10 protein-coding genes, 1 pseudogene and 1 other annotated feature are annotated in these 20,005 nt (G+C 40.9%); of the genes and pseudogenes, 4 read left to right on the forward strand and 7 right to left on the reverse strand.

Annotated features, from left to right (window positions below; translation table 11 throughout):
- Positions 1–248 precede the first annotated feature (248 nt).
- The 3 genes from WDC_RS07335 to WDC_RS07345 form a co-directional block, all read right to left on the reverse strand.
- On the reverse strand, positions 249–1,463 hold the full coding sequence (locus WDC_RS07335) for an NAD(P)/FAD-dependent oxidoreductase (protein ID WP_044011218.1): 1,215 nt from the start codon (positions 1,461–1,463) through the stop codon (positions 249–251).
- A 138-nt stretch (positions 1,464–1,601) separates the two neighbouring features.
- Positions 1,602–5,357 carry a helicase-exonuclease AddAB subunit AddA gene (gene addA, locus WDC_RS07340; protein ID WP_044011219.1) on the reverse strand — a complete coding sequence of 1,252 codons (3,756 nt, stop codon included), beginning with the start codon at positions 5,355–5,357 and terminating at the stop codon, positions 1,602–1,604.
- Positions 5,354–8,866 carry a PD-(D/E)XK nuclease family protein gene (locus WDC_RS07345; protein ID WP_044011220.1) on the reverse strand — a complete coding sequence of 1,171 codons (3,513 nt, stop codon included), beginning with the start codon at positions 8,864–8,866 and terminating at the stop codon, positions 5,354–5,356. Before WDC_RS07345 ends, addA begins: the two co-directional genes overlap by 4 nt.
- A gap of 147 nt (positions 8,867–9,013) precedes the next feature.
- Here WDC_RS07345 and WDC_RS07350 point away from each other — a divergent pair, with 147 nt between their 5' ends.
- Together WDC_RS07350 and WDC_RS07355 are read left to right on the forward strand one after the other, a co-directional pair.
- Positions 9,014–9,532, forward strand: a complete 519-nt coding sequence (locus WDC_RS07350; RefSeq protein WP_044011221.1) for a QueT transporter family protein — start codon at positions 9,014–9,016, stop codon at positions 9,530–9,532.
- A 905-nt stretch (positions 9,533–10,437) separates the two neighbouring features.
- On the forward strand, positions 10,438–11,841 hold the full coding sequence (locus WDC_RS07355; protein ID WP_082040956.1) for an aspartate aminotransferase family protein: 1,404 nt from the start codon (positions 10,438–10,440) through the stop codon (positions 11,839–11,841).
- Between the two features lies 1 nt (position 11,842).
- Here WDC_RS07355 and cls read toward each other — a convergent pair whose 3' ends face one another.
- The 3 genes from cls to WDC_RS07370 all read right to left on the reverse strand — a co-directional run bounded on the left by cls (position 11,843) and on the right by WDC_RS07370 (position 16,068).
- Entirely contained in the window at positions 11,843–13,297 is a 1,455-nt protein-coding gene (gene cls / locus WDC_RS07360; RefSeq protein ID WP_044011222.1) for a cardiolipin synthase, read from the reverse strand.
- A 258-nt stretch (positions 13,298–13,555) separates the two neighbouring features.
- Positions 13,556–15,124 carry a helix-turn-helix domain-containing protein gene (locus WDC_RS07365; RefSeq protein ID WP_044011223.1) on the reverse strand — a complete coding sequence of 523 codons (1,569 nt, stop codon included), beginning with the start codon at positions 15,122–15,124 and terminating at the stop codon, positions 13,556–13,558.
- Positions 15,125–15,324: 200 nt separating this feature from the next.
- The gene (locus tag WDC_RS07370) at positions 15,325–16,068 is read right to left on the reverse strand and encodes a DNA/RNA non-specific endonuclease (protein ID WP_044011224.1); all 744 of its coding nucleotides are present in this window, start codon (positions 16,066–16,068) and stop codon (positions 15,325–15,327) included.
- Between the two features lie 342 nt (positions 16,069–16,410).
- Positions 16,411–16,647, reverse strand: a binding site (T-box leader).
- A 471-nt stretch (positions 16,648–17,118) separates the two neighbouring features.
- Here WDC_RS07370 and WDC_RS07375 point away from each other — a divergent pair.
- Positions 17,119–17,538, forward strand: coding sequence for a hypothetical protein (locus WDC_RS07375; protein WP_052497825.1), 420 nt, complete (start codon positions 17,119–17,121; stop codon positions 17,536–17,538).
- A 157-nt stretch (positions 17,539–17,695) separates the two neighbouring features.
- Here WDC_RS07375 and WDC_RS07380 read toward each other — a convergent pair whose 3' ends face one another.
- Complete coding sequence (locus tag WDC_RS07380; RefSeq protein ID WP_044011225.1) at positions 17,696–19,114, reverse strand: MFS transporter; 1,419 nt, start codon at positions 19,112–19,114, stop codon at positions 17,696–17,698.
- Between the two features lie 138 nt (positions 19,115–19,252).
- On the opposite strand from WDC_RS07380, the pseudogene WDC_RS07385 reads away from it, so the two are divergent.
- Positions 19,253–19,960: pseudogene (locus WDC_RS07385) on the forward strand (amino acid racemase).
- Positions 19,961–20,005: the final 45 nt, after the last annotated feature.

Genomic DNA, 20,005 nt, shown 5'->3' on the forward strand with positions numbered 1-20,005 from the left:
TTTTCTTCCTACTTTTATAGCCCAAACGCGTTCGCAGCCACTGCTTCCTATGGTATAAGGGGTGAGGTGCAACTGCTTCTCAGTACGAAGCAATTGCTTTTCTTCCTACTTTTATAGCCCAAACGCGTTCGCAGCCACTGCTTCCTATTGTATAAAGGGGTGAGGTGCAACTGCTTCTCAGTACGAAGCAATTGCACCTCACCCCTTTATACCACGGAAGCAACCCGTGGCTGCTCACGCTCTATTTTTTAGTGCCACACATCAAATCTACCGTGCTTAAAGATTCCACCCACGCCATTATCGTAGAATAATGACCGATCGACAATCACTTTTTTCAACGCCGAAGCTGGATAGCCCTTTAACTTAACTTGCTTGCCACCCATTGCTACTGTCCCAATTGCTTGGGTTCGACCTAATGATGCTACCGTTCCTAGTGAATGGAAAATGAATGGTGTTGCTGAACCACCCTTAACTAGGTTAGCCACATTTTCAGCTGCATGCGCTGCTGATTTGAGCGCTACTTGGGCAGTTGTTGGCCATGGTCGATTATTTTCTGGATTCATAATTGCAGCAACATCCCCAACCACGAATACCTCTGGATGGTCTGGATTCAAACTCAAATCCGGTTGTGTAATTGAACGACCCCGTTTCGAACTAAATGCTGGATCGTCCATCACATGGCTACCACCAACACCAACAGTCCAAACAATGCTATTACCTTCGACCGTTTGTTCTTCTTCATCTTTTTGATAAACAACTTTGCCTTCTTCAACACCAGAAATTTTGGCACCTAAGACAAATTGCACGCCGTTGCGCTTCAGGTAGTCAACAGCAAAATCCGCTAAGCCGCAATCAAACATTGGTAAAATATTGGTTGATGCTTCAACACAATATAGTTCCACATTTGGTGTATTATATTTTTTTGCCCACTCACGTGTTGAATGAATCAATTCACCCAATAATTCAATGCCCGTAAAGCCGGCACCACAAACCACTACCTTCAGATCATTAGGATCCTGTGATTCTTGATAATGCTTTATTTGATTTTCAATATGGTCAGCCACAGCGGATGCCTGAGCAAGAGTCGTCAACGGTAGGGCATTTTCCTCTGCCCCTGGAATGCCAAAAGTTTCGGAGCGGAACCCTAGTGCGATGATAACGTAATCATATGTTAGCGGTTCAACACTTTCTTTTAACTCCACCGACTTATTTTCTAAATCGATGCCAGTGACTGTGTCTTGAATAAACTTAACCCGTTGTGGTTTAGCCACTTCCGCGATATCAAACGAAATATCACCCGGTTTGGTTGTTCCTGCAGCTACTTCATGAATATTTGTCTTTTCAGTATGGGTGCGCGTATCACTAACCAAAACTAACTGTGTTTCACCAGGGACTTTATCCATCAACACCTTGATTGCACGTAATCCGGCGTAACCACCGCCCAATACAACTACTTTTGCCATCTTCGTCATACTCCTCTTCGTCAAATTTGAATCCGCTTACTCAAATCATATTTTACACGACAAATCCTAAATAGACAATGAAAAGGGGCAATAATCACTAAAATAATTTATCACCAGACAAGTGAAATCAGTAGTAAACTAGTCCTCATGTTTAATTTCAACTAGCTCATTTGCCGCTAATAGGTATAAATACTTGTGGCGAACAGGTTTGTGTGTCATTTGCTTGAGCGCTTGTGCATATAAATTTACTTGCCCCCGATAGCGGTCAACTATTTGCGCAATTGATGCTTGCCGATCTCCATCATCACGAAGCTGGTCCGTTTTATAATCAAACAAACTGATTTCATCGTCCAATTCCAAGTAACCGTCAATGATTCCATGAATTAAAACTTTCTCGTCCGGATCGTTAATTTCAGCAAATAATTGTGCACCGTTTAGCAGCATCGAAAACGGCACCTCACGCTTGAGCCATTCAGGATGCATTAAAATGGACTGGCCAAGATCGGTCGCAAAAAATTGTAAAATTTGTTGCCGATTTATTTGTTGTGCCACTTCATTGGTAATAATGTTAGCTGCAGTTAATCGAACAATTACTTGTTCCACCGTGGCAATCGTTGGCTCATGAGCTAAATCCAGTGTCTGCAACACCAAATGAGTGGCCGTTCCAATTTGTGCGGCACTGGGTTTTACTGTTGTTTGCATAAATTTTGGTTGCCCAAAGTTTTCACTGACGTAGCGCCCTTTTTGCCGTGCTTGGGGAGCAAATTCCAGCTGGCCTAATTGCAGATTATCAGGATCCTCGAATAATCGTTTAATCTCAGACACCGATTGATACGCTGTCGTCATTGTTGCAGCGGTGTGCTCGTAATTAAAATGGAGCACTCGTTTAATCTCATCATGACTCATGCCTACAATCGGATTATCGGCTTTATTCGTTTGTTTTGCCACGTCCTTGCTAGCCGCCGGGACAGGTTGATTGGTCAGTTCAGCATCTTTGGGCTGTAAATCAGTAGCCGTGAATTTATCAATTCTAAATTCAGTATTCTTCGTGTCATCACTGTTCAAACCGGGCCACTCGTTGTCCTTCGTTAACAAATCAACATCAAAATGAGGGTGCCGCACCAAACTCATGCCAATCCAATCCATAAAGTTAATTGTCTTCAGTCGTACCTGTGTGGGTAGACTCATTTGATTGCTTTGAAATGCCCGTTCCCAGCTAGCAATCGCCTTGTCAACGTTTTGATAGCTGCCGGTAATTAATAATCGCTGCTCTGCGCGCGTCAAAGCAACGTATAGCAGCCGCATCTCTTCAGCCTGGTCTCTGCGGTCAATTGTGTCTTTTAGAACCTGTTTTTGCAATGTATTGATTGTTACACGTTCATCGGTCATGTACGTGATACCAATACCATCCTTGGCATCTAACAAATAATTTTCTTTAAAATTATTTTTATTAAATTGATGCGCAGCGTTCATCAAAAAAACAACCGGAAATTGAAGTCCCTTACTACCGTGGATCGTCATTACTGACACCGTATTGCTCGACGTTTGTGCTGGTGCTTCACCTAAATCTTGATTTTGTTGCTGCATTTGTTCAATAAAACGAACAAATTGAAAAACACCCTTAAAACTACTTTCTTCGTAGACATGTGCTCGCTCATACAATGCGTGTAGATTAGCTTGCCGTTGCCGTCCGCCCGGCATTCCGCCGACATAATCTAAGAATCCGGTCGTGTCATAAATTGACCAAATTAGTTTAACTAACCGGTTTTGATTGGCAATCAGTTTAAATTGATTCAATTGATGCAAAAAGCGATCTACTTTTGCGTAAATTTGTTGAGCAAAGTCACTGGCCGTATTTTCATCAAATCCAGCATGAAACGTTTTAACTGCTGCAAAGTAATCATCCGTTTTATTTTGAATTCTCAAATACGCTAGCTCATTTTCATCAAGCCCCACTATTGGAGAACGTAGCACCGCCGCTAATGGAATATCCTGATATGGATTATCCACCACTCGTAAAAGCGCCATCATAATACGAATTTCTGTCGCCCGAAAATAATTCTGGGCATCGTTCACCGTCACCGGGATCCCCAACTGAGTAAACTGTTCGATAATTTGATTATTATTGGACTTGGTTGGCGCTAGGATTGTAATGTCGCCAAAATTAATTGAGCGTTTTTTCTTTGCTTTGGTGTCGTAGATTTCCTCACCACTATCGACCATTCTGTTGATGCGCTGACCAATCATTTGGATCTCACCAATCGTTTTATCACTGGGCATTAATGATTCTTCATCCGGCTCATCCGATTCTGGCGTGGTTTTTGATTCATACAATAATATTTCAGTACTCGTTCCTTTGTCAGGATAGTACCTGGCCCCAAATTTTAGCTGCGCTGCCTGGTCGTAATTCATTTCGCCAACCTGACGATCCATTAACTGTTTGAAAATTAGATTGACAAAATCGGTAATATTTTCGACCGACCGGAAGTTATCGGCTAAAACAATTGCCTCGCCATCCTGCGATTCTGGCTGACGGAACTGTTCATATTTGCGCAAAAACAAGCTTGGATCCGCCAACCGAAACTGGTAAATTGATTGTTTCACATCCCCGACCATAAATAAATTACCAGGTTGTGTCGAGGCAATCGTCGTTAAAATACTTTCTTGTAGCTGATTAGTATCCTGATATTCATCAATCATAATTTCATGATAATGATTCTTAAGTTGCTCAACAATACTGTCACCATCTGTTGAGTTGGTGGTTAAAATTGCTAATGCATAGTGTTCGAGGTCTGCAAAATCCATGACATGGCGCTGCTGTTTTTCCGCCTGATAGGCTTGTCGGTACTGCCAAGTCACATCAGCTAAGGTAGCTACTAGTTGTTTTGACTGTGCCATTACTTCAATGGTCTGCTCCTCATGCAGCGGAAAGTATGTCGATTGTAAATTATTCAACTGTTTCTTAAATACTTCTCGATCGGGTTTAAACGGCGCATAAATTTCCTTTTTTTCGTCTGTTGTTGCGCGGGGAAATGATTTAAATTTTAATGCTAGTAATTTGGCTCGGATCGTTTCCCAGGATGCATGCTGAACTAAATCAAGAATTTCAGCGGTCAACTCGCGGTCTGTTTCCAGGAGAGTTTTCACCTCACTCAGCTCATCACCGACCGCCAATTCAATGTTGTCATTAATATCTGCCAGTAGTTGTTGCACAATACCAACTAAAATTGGCACAACACGTTGTTGATAAAAAGGTGTGTCAGTTAAACTATCGCTTTCTACCTCATATAATTTTGGTAATTGTGATAGCCACTCATGCGGCGCTGGCGTCCCGTTAGCAAAACTATCTAATTCTTGGACTACTTTGGTAAGCCCATCATCGCCACGGTCATCTGAAAAGTTTTCGACTAAGTGTTCAAATTGCGTGTCATTAGTGGCATACAATGTTTCACGAACATCATCCCACACAGACTGCTGCAATAAAATCTGTTCGGTGGAATCGGCGAACATGCGAAACTGAGGATCCAGGTCGATGAGATAGTAATAGCGTTTAATCAGGTGCGTACAAAAAGAATCGATCGTGCTAATATCGGCCACACCTACTAAATTCATTTCTTTGCGTAAGCGTTGCTTTAAGCTAGCATTGTTCGTCTTTTCCGCTGCTTCTCGCAACGCTTGTTTGATTTTATCACGCATGCCCTTCGCCGCCGCTTTAGTGAAGGTAACGACCAGCAGATTAGCAACACTTTCAGTTTCACTCTTAAGAATTTTTTGAATCACCCGTTCAACTAGGACGGTCGTTTTACCAGAACCAGCAGAAGCCGATACTAATATATTTTGTCCTTGCTCATCAATGGCGAGTCGCTGTTCAGTTGTATAATCGGTGGCACTCATTTAGCTTCCCCCTTCAATAACGCAAAGACTTCCTCTTTACTTAATTTCTGTAATTGCCGATAGTTATTATCTGGCAGCATCGCATCAAATTGAAAGACATCCTTATACGGTGAAAATTGCAGTGCGGTGGATTTTTCATCCCATTTAACTGGATTCAGTGCGTCTGCGCCAGCAAAAATTTGTTCGGCTGCATACCTAATCCGCTCGCGGTTACGTTCCAATAGCATTTCCAACTGTGCGGCAGTCATCAGCTGATTACTCTTGAAACTGCCATCTTTTTTCCGTTGAAATGGATAAACTTCAGACCAACCACTATTGCCTGTGTCTAAGTGACCCAATAATTCAGGATCATCTAAGAGTAATCCCTTATATTTATTCGCTGCTAACTTAGCATGAGCTAAGCCCTTCACAACGTCTTTTTGTGGTATCTTGGGATTGAAAATATGCATATATAGCGCCCCTGCCAACTTACTGTTAGGTGCTGCTTCCAATTGTTCATGATTTAATTCGACCGCATTCAAATAGGTCAACATCTGCATTGCTAACCCATAGTAAGCATCACTAATTTTAAAATCCTTTTTGCCCGACTTATAATCAACGATCCCCAAATAATCACCCTGTGGCGTCGTTAATTGGTCAATCCGGTCAATTTTGCCACGGACGTTGACTTGTTTATTGTTCGACAACTTAAATTGAAGAGCCGCCAAACCAGTTTGATCTTGAATCTGACCGAACAATACTTCCGTTTTAAATGGTCGCATCGCAGTTTGTTTACTTTGTTCATACAACGCTTGACCCATCTGTTGAATTGTTGCACCCAACTGCCCAGCGATATATTTCATCCGTGCTGAACTAGCCAAAATAATAAATTGAGGGTCCTGACTGACATTTGCAACTACTTGATTAACCAACGAGGCTACTTGTTCTGGGCTCAATTTATCCAGCGGGATGTTCAATGCTTGGATCCGTTTAATTAATTGATCCAGTGATTCATGGAAAAACTGCCCAGTATCTGCGTTCGATAATTCAAACATGTCACGCTCTCTAAGCTTTAACCCAAATTTGAGAAAATATGCATATTCATTTTGATAAAATTCTTCCAGCTTAGATACTGAGGTATTGATTGTGTCTCCGTACAAACCACTTATGATTGCTGGCTTCAATTTAACTGGCACGTTACTGTATGCCAAACTACGCATCACCGTCTTCAACTTAGCACTACTGGCGGGTAGTTGCTGCAGCTGTTGGTAAATGTAGTCCCAAATGGGTGCTAATGCTGTTCGCTGCTCTTTTGCCTGCCGCTCAATTTGAACCAGCGCACTGATTGTAGCATTCGGCGCACTAACAAATGGCGTTACTTGTTGATCAGTTAGTGTTGGTGCTTGTTGATAATCTTGTACTGCTAATTCAAAAAAAGTCCGAATTGCTGCCACATACTGAGACTCCTTAACTTCTTGGCCCGTCTCACCCAAACGTGGGTAGGACAAATATAGCTGCTCACAGCCACTCATAAATCCGAGGTAATTGACGAATGGATCATTAGCAAGTTGCTCCATGCTATCGGCAGCTAAGTATTGATCGTCTTTTAAATATTTTTTTATTTTATCTCTATCTTGGTCGGACAAAAGCGACCGTTCAGTCGGCGCGTCCGGCATCACTTGATCGGTTGCACCAATCATAAAAGTAATCTTGCGCCGATTACTTTGGACAATCCCCGTTTCTGAAACCACTACCTGATCAAGTGTCGAGGGGATTTGTGAATACGTTGCGGCACCAAACCCGGTTTGCAAAATTGCCTGAAAATCATCAGGATTAAATGGTCGGTCCCCTAGAATTGTCACGTATTCATCCAATAAATCACAAAATGTTTGCCATACCTGTTCAGGCTCGCCCGCTTGTTCCAGGTCACCCAGTTCAATTTGCCGATCGCGCCAATTAATCAGTTGCTGTTCAACATTTTGGTCGGTCAAAAATTGATATAAAATGCCAGCTGCCTCACGACCTGTTTTGGCATTATCAAGCGCAGTAAAAAAAGACGGTAAGATAGCTTTAACGAAGTGGCGAATCAGGTTAATTTCCTTTGTCGCGGTCATGATTTTGTCCGACTGCACACCAGTATCTGTATCACGAAAACGATAGTATTGCCAATCAGTCTCTGCCAACCAATCATCACCGTGATAACCTGTTTTTAAAAGCCAATTTTCAGTAATTGCGAGTGCTTGCCTAAACTGTGTCACCGACGTTGCCATGCCATCAATCTGTGGAATTAGCAACTCGGTTTTAAGCAGTCGCATCAAATCAGCATAACGATAGTAATGTTGTTTCACGGCAAACAGCGCATTTAATAACTCAACTAATGGATGGTCGTCCATTGATCGTTCGTGGTCGTTAAAAACAGGAATATTATTTTGACGAAAAACTGGTTCTAAGGCTGGTGCATAACCATCTAAATGCCTGGTTAAGACCAAAAAGTCACGGTAGCGGTACTTGCCGCTTGCTACTAATTGCCTGATTTGCCGAGCTACCTGTTGGAGTTCTGTCAGTTGGCTGTCAGCCGTAAATATTTTGATGGCTGTGGGTGTTTCGGTGGATGAACGGTCAATTAGTGCCATTTTAGTATCCGCAATTAAAAACCGATCCAATTGAGCTAAGTCCGGACTAACACGTATGGCAGTCGCCCATTGATCAGTGGCATGATCCTTTGTCTGTTGGTATAAACGATGGTAAACACTGCCCGCCTCGAAAAATAAATCATTAATCTCCGGGGTGCCATCCTTATATGCCCGATCTAATGGTAATGAAATTAACACTGATTGTGCGTTATGAATTAAGGCCGTTACAATTTCTTGTTCATTCGCCGTGAACTGAGAAAAACGATCTAAATAAAAATGAGCCGTCGACAAATTTTGTTCTGACAAATACTGGGCCAATTGATCATAAATTTCACTATTACCCAAATACTGGCCATCAACGGCCTGTTCATAGTGGGTATAAACCAACACTAAATCGTGCAGCTTAGCGGTTAAATCGTTACCTGCATCGCTTAATTTGTTGGCTAGTTGTGCTAAATCCTGTGCGCTAATGCAGGCCTGTTTCAATTCCTCTAACTGGCTGGTCAGTTCGTTAATAAATCCAGGATGATTGTATTCACCGGCAAACAGCCGAAGTTCTCCTTGGTGATCACTGATAATCTGGAATACCAACATATTTAAGCCGGTGGCAGATAGCCGCGGCGCTTGATAGGCCGCTGTATTTTTTAATAAGTACCAAGCTAACCGGCTAAATGAAAAGATCTGTAATTTAGTTTGTGCATAACTCGAATCTGGCGAGATATGTTGTCGTTTTGCCAACTCATCCAGGACGTTAATTTCAGATTCAAATTTGATGTGATTAGGTACTAAATAATAAAATTGATCGTTCGGGTGTGCGGCCATGTCCGTTGCCAATTGGTCTAACAATTTGGTTTGATGATCCTTGGCAGCAGTTCCTAACACAAATCCTAAGCTCATATTAACCTCCATTTAAACGTAATTTTAATGGTTAAATTATAGCACGAACAATCGTGGTTAATTGGAGTAATTTTGACGTTTCGCGTAGACTGCGGTAATCTAAGAAAGCATGAAAAATTTAATATTAAGCAAAGGAAGGAATTTGTTATGAATTCTAAGACCAGTTTTTTTGGCATCCAAAGCATTGCCGATTTGGCAAAAGTGGCGGTTGTTGCTGCACTCTATGTCGTTGTTACGATAGTCTTGGCACCCTTTAGCTTCGGCGCATATCAATTGCGATTGTCAGAAACGTTCAATCATCTGGCAATCTTTAATAAGCGATATGTTTTAGCCGTTACGCTAGGCGTGGCCATTGCTAATATCACTTCACCACTAGGCGTGATTGACATTGTTTGGGGCAGTTTTCAAACATTAGTCATGCTCCTATTAGTCCGGTTCTTCACTAAACATGTTTCTAATTTAATCGTTAAAATGGTAATCGCCATTTTAATCACCACCTTTATGATGTGGATGATTGCATTAGAACTTGCATGGGTTGGTAATGCTGCCTTTTGGCCAACATTTTGGGCTGGTTGGTTATCGACTGGGCTTGGTGAGTTGTTATCAATGACCGTCGGCGCCGTGTTAGTTTATTTCTTAAATCGCGCGGTCGATTTAAGAAAGTAATTAAGTAAGAATATTTACCAAAAAAAAGCTCCAATCTAGTCAGATGTTATCTGCCAGATTGGAGCTTTTTATCCACAAAAATAGGATTCAAGCCTTCTCTTACTTGAATCCATTATGAGGAAATGTCCCAAATGATCGATTTACTAAATTCCAAATCTTTAATCACTTAACACCTTCATATTCAATTGCACGCTGTTCCTATCCTGACCTACCTGTTTCATTGTTCTAATGATGAAAGTTGGTGTGGCTAAGCCAAGCACCCACTACCTATTCAGGGCTAACGGTGGTATGGAACATTGTGGAGAAACCATTAACAAACATCTTAATGAGCTTACTACCTCCACTGATCGTAACTTTACTTTTTTTCTAACAGATAAACCCTTGCTTGCAAGCTTACTAATCCTACCTACAAGGTGGCACTATTGATGCAATTAACTAAACTACATCACCGCAATCCCAAACTTTTGAGTCGCTATAATTTTCTTAAAGCTGCCAGACTCTCCGTATTTCAACGGACAACACTTTGACGGATTAGCGGTCAACCAGTGGTTATTATTCTTCTAAAACCGGTACAACTCTTGTTACAGCATCTAACATTTGAGAAGTCGATCAGATGAGGACTATTTCTTTCCTCACTTGAAGAATAGCACAATTTGAAAGCGATTGCAACAAAAGTACTTAGCTTTTGCGATCTTTTTATTAAGCCAGGTAAAGCCCTGCTAACATTGAGTTTTTTCAACATTATTTAACCAAAAAGGAACAATTAATAATTAACTTAAGGAAGTCTTAACCAGTCATTTATGTCGCATTTCTTAATTTAATCATTTTGACATAATTTTCTAATACTATGGTATGCTGATGTCAATTTACTACAACACTAAAACAGTGGAAATGGGGCATTTCAAATGGCATGGGAAAATGAACTTGGCGACCAATTATTTCATGAGCACCAGCAGCATCTCGCACCAACTGGATTGATTCAATACTATAATCTAGTTGTCGACCACGCACAGGGGGCAGAAGTCTTTGATGTAGCGGGAAAACGTTACATTGACCTGTTAGGCAGTGCTGCTGCAATGAATGCTGGTCATAGCAATCCACATGTCATGCAGGCAATGAGAAAACAAATTGACCAACTAGTGAGTTACGATGCTGGCTATTTTCCTAATCCCACGACCATCAAGTTAGTCGAACGATTAGCTGCAATTGCACCAGGAAATGCACCCAAAAAAGTATCACTCGGTACATCGGGTTCCGATGCAAACGATGGCATCATCAAATTTGCCCGTGCTGCCACAGGTCGAACCTATATTGTCTCTTTTGATGGTAGTTATCACGGTACAACGATGGGCGCAATTTCAGCTGGGGGTTGTGATCCAAATATGGTGCGTAAAATCGGGCCACTAGTACCTAACATCGTCCATGTCCCTTATCCAGACATGTATCGTTGTCTACCTAATGAAACCGAGCACGAAATTGCCATGCGTTACTTTGATTCGTTCATGCTGCCATTTACCACTTACTTACCAGCTGAGGAAGTCGCCTGCGTACTAATTGAGCCGATTCAAGGCGACGCCGGCATGATTAAACCGCCAGCTGAATTTGTCGAATTAGTTTATCAATTTTGTCACGCCAATGGCATTTTATTTGCGGTTGACGAAATCAATCAAGGTCTTGGCCGGGCTGGTAAAATGTGGTCCAGTGAATACTATGATATCGAAGCAGACTTAATATCTGTCGGTAAATCGCTTGCTTCTGGCATGCCGTTGAGTGCGATCATTGGTAAAGCTGATTTAATGGACCAGCTGGGGACTTCAGCGCATGTTTTTACAACTGCAGGTAATCCGGTATGTTGTGCTGCGGCCTTAGCCACGTTGGACGTGATTCAACATGAGCATCTGCCAGAAAAATCAGCCGCAGATGGTGAATACGCCAAGCAACAATTTCTCCGTCTCCAGGCAAAGTATAATTTCATCGGTGATGTACGCATGTATGGCCTCAATGGTGGCATCGAAATTGTAAAGGATCGCCTGACTAAGGAACGAGATCGTGATGGCGCCGCTAAAATTATTTTTAGAGCGTTCCAGAAGGGTTTAATTTTGGTTAAATTAGCCGGTAATGTATTAAGATTCCAGCCGCCATTGGTAATTACCCGCGTTCAACTAGACGAAGTTTTTACCATTTTAGATTCTGTCTTTGCTGATTTTGAAAATGGAGTAATTGAGTTGCCACATGAGTTAAAAAAATATGAGTTGGTAAAAAGAGCGATCAAAAAAATCCCAGTAATGGGATTTTTTTGTCATAATTAGTTTACAAAATCGGTGAGAGTAATCGTGAAAATGTTTGTTTAAATCGTAACCACAACGACTGATGCGCAAATCTTTCAGGCGTCATTACCCGACTGAGACGAACATCTTGCATGTAGATCTGTTCCAATTGATCCGCCACTTTATGATCATAGATAAATGTATTAATTTCAAAATTAAGTTTAAAACTCCTAAAATCGAGATTAGCAGAACCAACTGACGACATTTTACCATCAACGACCATTGTTTTAGCGTGCATAAACCCGTTTTTGTAAAAGTAAATCGTAATGCCTTCTTCTGCTAACTGCCGCGCATAATACTGTGATGCACGATAGACAAAGGCGTGGTCAGGCATGTTTGGAATCATAATTCTGACATCAACCCCGGACATGGCGGCCACTCGTAATGCGTCCATCACACTATCATCAGGGATTAAATACGGCGATTGAATCCAAATCCTTTCACGGGCCGAATTAATCAATTTCAGATAACCTAATTTAATCTGCTGCAAGTCAGAATCGGGCCCGCTAGACACAATTTGGAGACTCGTCTCACCCTTGACATGATTGACTGGAAAGTAGCGTTTATACTCAGCAATTGTATTTTTATCGGTGGCATTCCAATCACGAATAAACCGTTGTTGTAGTGAAAAGACCCCACCACCAACGATTCGCAGATGCGTATCGCGCCAGTTGCCGAATTTCGGGTCGCGACCTAAATATTGATCACCAATATTAAAGCCGCCCACATAACCAATCCGGCCATCAATGACCACAATTTTACGGTGATCACGAAAATTCAATCGAAAATCAAATAAGTTCGAGTGCGTACTCAAAAACGGCTCCGCGGAACCACCATTTTCTCTGAGTTGCTTAAACCACTTACGGGTTGTACCCATTGAACCCCAGGAATCATAGATCACGCGAACTTCAACGCCAGATTGGGCTTTTCGTTCCAATAATCGAAGCACTTCATTACCGATTTTATCATTATAAAAAGTGTAAAATTCAATATGAATACTCGAAGTTGCCCGTTCAATATCTTCGAGCATATCATGAAATAATTCATTACCATTCGTAAAAATTTTCAGTCGGTTTTTACGTGTCAAAAAAGCATTATCGGAATTTTGAAATAGGGTCACCATTCCCTTAGCCGTCTTCGTAATTTGGTCAGCATAGGTGGTCATACTACCGATTTCACGTTTTTGTGCCTCTAGGGCTTCATTTATTTGCAATTCCGTCTGAGCCTGAATTAAATCCAATCGTTTGTGGGGCAACTTACGCCCTAAAAAAGCGTAGGCAATAAAACCCACCACCGGCACTAATACCAACACTAATAGCCACGCCCAGGTAGCCGCAATATCTCGTTTCTCACGAAAGACCGTAAAAACTGCACCAATCGCGTTAATGACAATGATCCAATAAATGACTGTTTTGATCAGTTCCCAAGTAATAACCATGCTGCACTCCTCAATACTCTTTTCTAATTATTCCTCACATTGTTGATTTTATCATACCTTTTCGTCTCTACTCGATTGAGTGTATAATCGGGACAAATTAAACAAGGATTGGTGAACAAAATGAATCTAAATTTACCACTTGGAATCGGGCAAATTCATGCCTTTCGCGTCTTATTTCGTGAGAACCCCGGCCTCGCACTCATTATCTTACTGTTACTAATCGCACTAGCATACTATTTAAACAGTCGTCGCTAGTTGTTAGACCAGCAATAATGCAAATTGAATATTCTGTGCCACTTGTGGGTCGTTCAAATCAATTTGGAGCAGAGTTTCAATTTTTTTGAGCCGGTAAATAATCGTATTACGATGCACAAACATTAACCGTGCCACTTGAGCAATTTGTTGATGATTGTAAAAGTAACTGCGTAACGTTTCAATCAATATTTTTTGTTCGGCTTGATTAGTCAGTGTCAACAAAGGTTGCAATATTTGCTGTCGAAAAGCAGCTGCTTCATCGTTTGGAATCAATGCCACTAGTTCCTGCACATATTTCGGTTGATATTTTTGCACCTGCACCATCGGATCCTGTTCCACGCTACGCAAAGCCTCCAAAGACTCCTTAAAAATTGGCATTAAGTGACTAATTTTTGCTTGGCCGTTACTATAACCAACTGAAAATTGGTAATCCTGCGGAATCTTTGCTGCGACAAATTGCTGCAAGGCGATTGCAAAGTGTTTCGTGTTCGTCGTTTTATCAACTAAAAACACTAATCGTTGCTGCCAAGAAAATAACTGAATGGACAGTTCATATTCATTAATAAACCACAGTGCTAGCTGCTGAATTTGCTCCAGTAATTGATAGTTAATTAGTTTAACTGGGCGATTCGTGCTGACATTAGTCATGACACACGTGTAGTTAGCCGCCGGGTCCAACTGAATTTCAAGTAATCGTTTATTCAGTAATTCCGCGGACATTCCACCATCTAGTACATTCAAGAAAAAACCGGACCGGTTACGAAAATCACTTTCATTAAGCACGTCAATTCTACTATTCACAAAGCTAAGTGTATTTAAAATCAGCTGTTGCAAAACAATTTTAAATTCATCCGTAGCTTGATAGTTCAATACCGCCACAAAGGCCTTATTTTCTTTAAAGGACGGAAATAGTGGAAAGAGCGTAAACGTATCATGTTGCCATTTAATTGTAATTTGCTCAGCTAATTGAAAATAATCAATCGCCGTACCGCGAAAAAAAGAAGTCAAACTGTCCGTTTGGTTGCGGAGTCCTTTGGATGCGTAAGCAACCTGGAAATGACTGTTAAGTAGTAACACCGGTGTATGCAACAGCGTTTGTCCCTCATCTAAAACACGATCCACTTGTGGGTGTTGAATAACTAGGTCTGCTAATTGCTGATTACTTTTAATAATGTCACGCAACTGACCTGTTTGTTGTGCCAGCATTGCCTCAAAAAAGAGCTGCATCGCATCACTAACCGAAGAAAATGATGGTATTTGTAAAATTGGCAACTGAACTTGATCCGCCAGCACTAACAACTTTGGGTTGAATATTCCCCACTGACTTTTCATGATAGCAAGTCCCGCTGCGTTATTGTGCGCTAATTGGGTAATTAATGCCTGCATTTTAGCATCTGCTTTTAGCAATGTTACACTATCTAATAAGTATAGCATCTGCGCTTGTTGATACTTCTCAACTCGTTGTGTCTCAATTGTTTGCACTGTTTTGACAACTCGTTGTTGTCCATTTTGGCCGGCCAAGCAAAACACGCTGTTTAGTTTCGGCTGTGTCAATAAATCCTCAATTGTCATTTCCATCACCTCTTTGGCAAGTTATTATACCCTTATCTAAGAAGTGTTCACAACTACCATTACACACAGGTTTCTGCGGTCGTGCACACGCCAATGAAAATTAAAATTTGTAAAAATTAGATCCTGTAAAAAAAGCTGAGCAAAATTACGGTTTTGCTACAGCTTGTTTGCTTTTCGAACATTATTTTATTTGCCTTAATTTAATTCGTACTAGTTCCATCCGCATAGTTCAGTGTCACATCATCTTCAATATTAAAAATATAAATATTAAAACTAATCCGCTTATCCTCCACAGATTCAGCCATCATATGGACTCCGCGAGCCAGCAATTCATCCCCACGAAAAATCGGCTCAACCTGGTAACGGACGTGATGGTTCGTGTCTTTAATGTAATCTGCAATTTGATTTTCGTACAGTTCCATCCCTGGCGAATTCAAACTAGCGGTCCCTGTCATCAAATTCTTCAGATTATTATTTTGGCCAGTCAACTGGTAACCAATTAAATGACTGCGATTGTACAACCATACCGTTTTACCATCAGACTGCACTTGTTTGTTGTGCCAGCCTGTTGGATCAACATACAGCGGATCTCGTTCAGATTTTGGCATTAAGTCCTTACCCAGCATCGCATTAGCTGTCCCAACACGATTTAACTTATCCAAATCATGATACGTTTGCCAGCTACCATGGGCAATGCTTAAGTCACTTTGACTAAAAGTTGGTTTATTATGATTAACCGTGATAATTTGCTTACTAGAATAGTTCAGCTTAGCTAACTGCTTAGCCGACACCGTTTGACTAGTCGTGGTTTGCTTAGTTTGTTGGGTCGGCGAGTTAACCTGCAAATAGCCACCCACGGCAATGATGATAATCGCAGCAATTGTGCTGATGATTGAAATTTTTTGTTTGCGTTTCCGCCTTTTACGTCGCTTTGCCAAGATCATTTCCCCCAAAATTAGCATTGATAATATTGTACCAGATTAACACGAACATTTGTTCTAAAAGTGGCAATAAAAAAAGCTCCGTTACGATAGCTGGTTACTATCACGAAGCTTAACTTAATTATTCTATGATGCTATGGATGTTGCTATGTGTAGAAATTGTACTTCATTAAAACTATGTGTTTTATGTGTGTGGTGAGAAATTGAAACTAAGTGTTTGGTTAATGCCCACAAATTTAAAATTTTAATCTGACTAATGCCAGAAATGTCCGATTTCATCGCCACCACCTCTCTTTATTATCTGAACAAAAAAACGCCCTACCAAACAACCCCAGACGGGATTATTGATAGGACGGGAAACACCGTGTTACCACCTAATTTTATCTAGCTATTACTAGCTAGACCTCAAACGTACAAACATACGCGGGCACTATAATGGGTGCATCCAATTTACTTTACCGGCAAAGCTTTCAAGTAATCGCTCAAGGATGATGTTCGACTAACTAATTTTTATTCCATCTCACCACACTGGAACTCTCTGACAAAATTAACTAGCGTACTGTTTCCTCTCAACGCGTTTCATTTTTTCTCATTCAAATTTAATTATGTTGTAATCATAATATCATTTTAAGCGTCTGTCAACTGCTTTTTATAATTTATTTAGCTCACCGTTACCTAATATTAATATTTTCTAATTGTTGTTATAAATGTTTTCGTAAAAAGATAACTGTTCCTTCACACATTTTTCACACAGTCCCGCTATTATATAAATATACCAATTAAACCTCTTTCATTTACTCCTCCAAAGTAATGAAAAAGATAGCTGTTTCCCGACAGCTAACCAAATAATCCTACTCCAGCAAAAGCCGGTTAGTTGAAAAGCTAATCGGCTTTTGTCTATCTTCATGGGAGTGTATAATGTGGCCGTAGTTAAAATTAATTTTTTGTAATAATAAATAAGGACTGTTATATTTTAGTCCATTTGATATTATTATAATTGTGCGACAGCATTTTTTGTAACTGCCACACGTTGATCAATTTTGAGGTGATTTTTTGAATAACCAGGAACCAAATACACGCATGGCTCGTTACGACGAACCGAAACAAAAAAAGAGCAATCGCCTCTTTCAAAAACATAACCGCCAGCAAAAAAAACCGAAAAAACCGCGCAAAAAAAGGCGGTGGTTCCGGATTATTTTATTTGCTCTAATTGGATTGCTAATCGTAATGATTATTATCTTTGCCATTAAACAACGTGATCCCGTCAACACGCAAGATACGAACACACAAGTATCGAGCACCAGCAGCTCACATAAGAAAAAACATAAGTCCTCGTCGAGCTCTTCATCTTCTGAAAGTTCAACTGAGTACCAGGAACAATACAGTTCTTCGTATAGTTATGTTGCACCAACTAGTTCTTCTTCGTCTGTACAGGTACAACCATCTAGCAGTTATCTTCAACTCCAACAGTAAGCAGTAGCTCATCTAGTTCTCAAGCAAGTACTAGTGTATCAAGTGCAAGTTCATCACCACGTTAACTAAAACAACGAGTGGGAAGCAAGGGCAGAATCTGCCGTGCTTCCCACTTTTGTTTCATTAAAGTCCATAAATTAACTGTACTAAATTTTTATTATTTTGCCGGTTTGCGTTGTGCCAGCAAGCGATAGCCAGTGATCAGCAATGCCACCGCTGCACAGAGCACAGCTACCAGGTAGGATGCATGCATCCCGGTCACAAACCATTCGGGACGGTTATTAATGTACGTCGTAATATGTCGGTTTGCGGCCGTACTCATGCCCAGATACAAAACAGTAGTTGAGATTGAAAGACCAAACACCATCCCGACTTCACGGGCCAAACCATTTAAACTACCAGCGATACCCAAGTATTTAGCATCAACACTCGACATAATTAATGCATTGTTCGGCGATTGAAACATTCCAATACCAATCCCGGACAGTAAAATTGCGATAATCAACCACCAAAATGGCTGATTTGGTGCTAACACTGCAAAGTAAATTTCGGCTACGGTGAGTGCAATTAACCCAATAAATGTAATGCCCTGCGAACCATGGGTATCAGACATAGCCCCGCTGATGGGAGCAGTAATCAGCATCATAATTGGAATCCCCATCAACACAATTCCAGCCGTTAACGCATTCAAGGCCAACGTTTTTTCGAGATAAAATGGCATCAAAACATTGGCGAAAAAGGTAGTAACAAACACTAATAGTGCGCAAATTAAGCCCGTTGTGAAATCATGGTTGCTAAAAATATTAAAATTGATCATTGGATCATTAGACCGCTTTTCCACGTAGTAAAACAACATAAAAAAACCAATTGTCAGAATAAATAATCCCACAATTTTAGGTTGAGTAAAACCAACTTCCTGGCCCTCAAAAATCCCCACAAATAAGCTTAGCACAGCCAGCGCCCATAATGAGAAGCCCGGTACATCGATTTTTATTTTAATGGCCTGGTGGTTGCGTGGAAAAGTAGCTATCCCCAGAATAAACGTAATAATTCCGACCGGGACGTTAATTAAAAAGATATCTTGCCAGGTGAATTGCTGTAAAATCAAGCCACCAATCCCAGGACCGGCAATGCTACCAAGCGAAACAAAACTGTTTAAAATACCTAACGCCCGGCCCCGTAAATTATTGGGAAAAATCTGAGTAATAATACCAAAATTAGACGCCATGGTCATGCTGGCTCCAATTGCCTGGATCAATCGCCCCGCTAGTAGCAGCGCTAAACTGTGACTAACACCGCAAATCAATGAGCCCAGGACAAAAATAACTGTTCCAATCTGAAATATTCTAATTTTTCCAATTTCATCACCCAATTTACCAAACAGAGTAATCAAGATACAAATTGTGACTAAATAAAATGAAACGGCCCATTCTGCCCGATTCATTGGAATGTTTAAATCGGTTGACATTTTCGGCATCGCAATGTTAACAATCGATGCATCAAGCACTGTCATGAATGTTGTTAATGATGTCGCCACCAACATCAACCAAATATTATTTCTATTCTTTGTTGCCATGTCTATTTCCTCATCTCAAAATTCTTACGAGCGCAAGCATATAACTTTTGCAATTAACCGTCAAACTTTTGCCAATCGCCACTCTTTTAAACTGATAATCTGCTATGATGAGAGCAATATTATTTGGGGGAATACATTATGGATAACTTTTTTACTGTGTTAGGTGGCATGGGATCATTGGCCACTGAAAGTTTTGTTCGCCTGTTGAACGCACGAACACCAAGCAACCAGGATCAAGATTACTTGGATTATCTCGTCGTCAACCACGCCACGGTGCCGGATCGCTCCGCCTACATTATGGATCACAAGCAACCAGACCCGTTACCAGCGCTATTGGGAGATATTAAGCAGCAAAGTAGCCTCCAGCCTAAATTTTTTGTGTTAACTTGTAATTCAGCCCATTATTTTTACGATCAGCTTCAGGCCGCCACTGCAATTCCAATTTTGCACATGCCTAAACTGGCAGTTGAACAAATAAAAAACCTTTTCCCGTCCGCTCATCGGATTGGTATTCTCGGAACCCCAGGCACAATTAACAATGGTATTTATGAACGTATTTTAATATCCTAGGGGTATGAAGCCGTGCGCCCAACACCAGCGATTTTGGCCGCCACGGAGGAATTGATTTTCACAGATATTAAGCAAAATGGACATGTGAATGCTAACCACTTTCACCACTTATTAGAACAAATGCAGACCCAGCAAAATTGTGATGCCATGATTCTTGGTTGTACAGAACTGTCACTCGCCCAGGAAAAAGCGCCGATGCATGACTATCCAGTGATTGACGCCCAGTCCATTTTAGTAAATCGTACGTTGGAACTTGGCTTGCAGCTGCAAAAATAATTTTTTCAACCCCACACCAAAAATAACCTAACAATAGTGCAAGCA

The sequence above is a fragment of the Paucilactobacillus wasatchensis genome (genome assembly GCF_000876205.1).
Classification (GTDB): Bacteria; Bacillota; Bacilli; order Lactobacillales; family Lactobacillaceae; genus Paucilactobacillus; species Paucilactobacillus wasatchensis.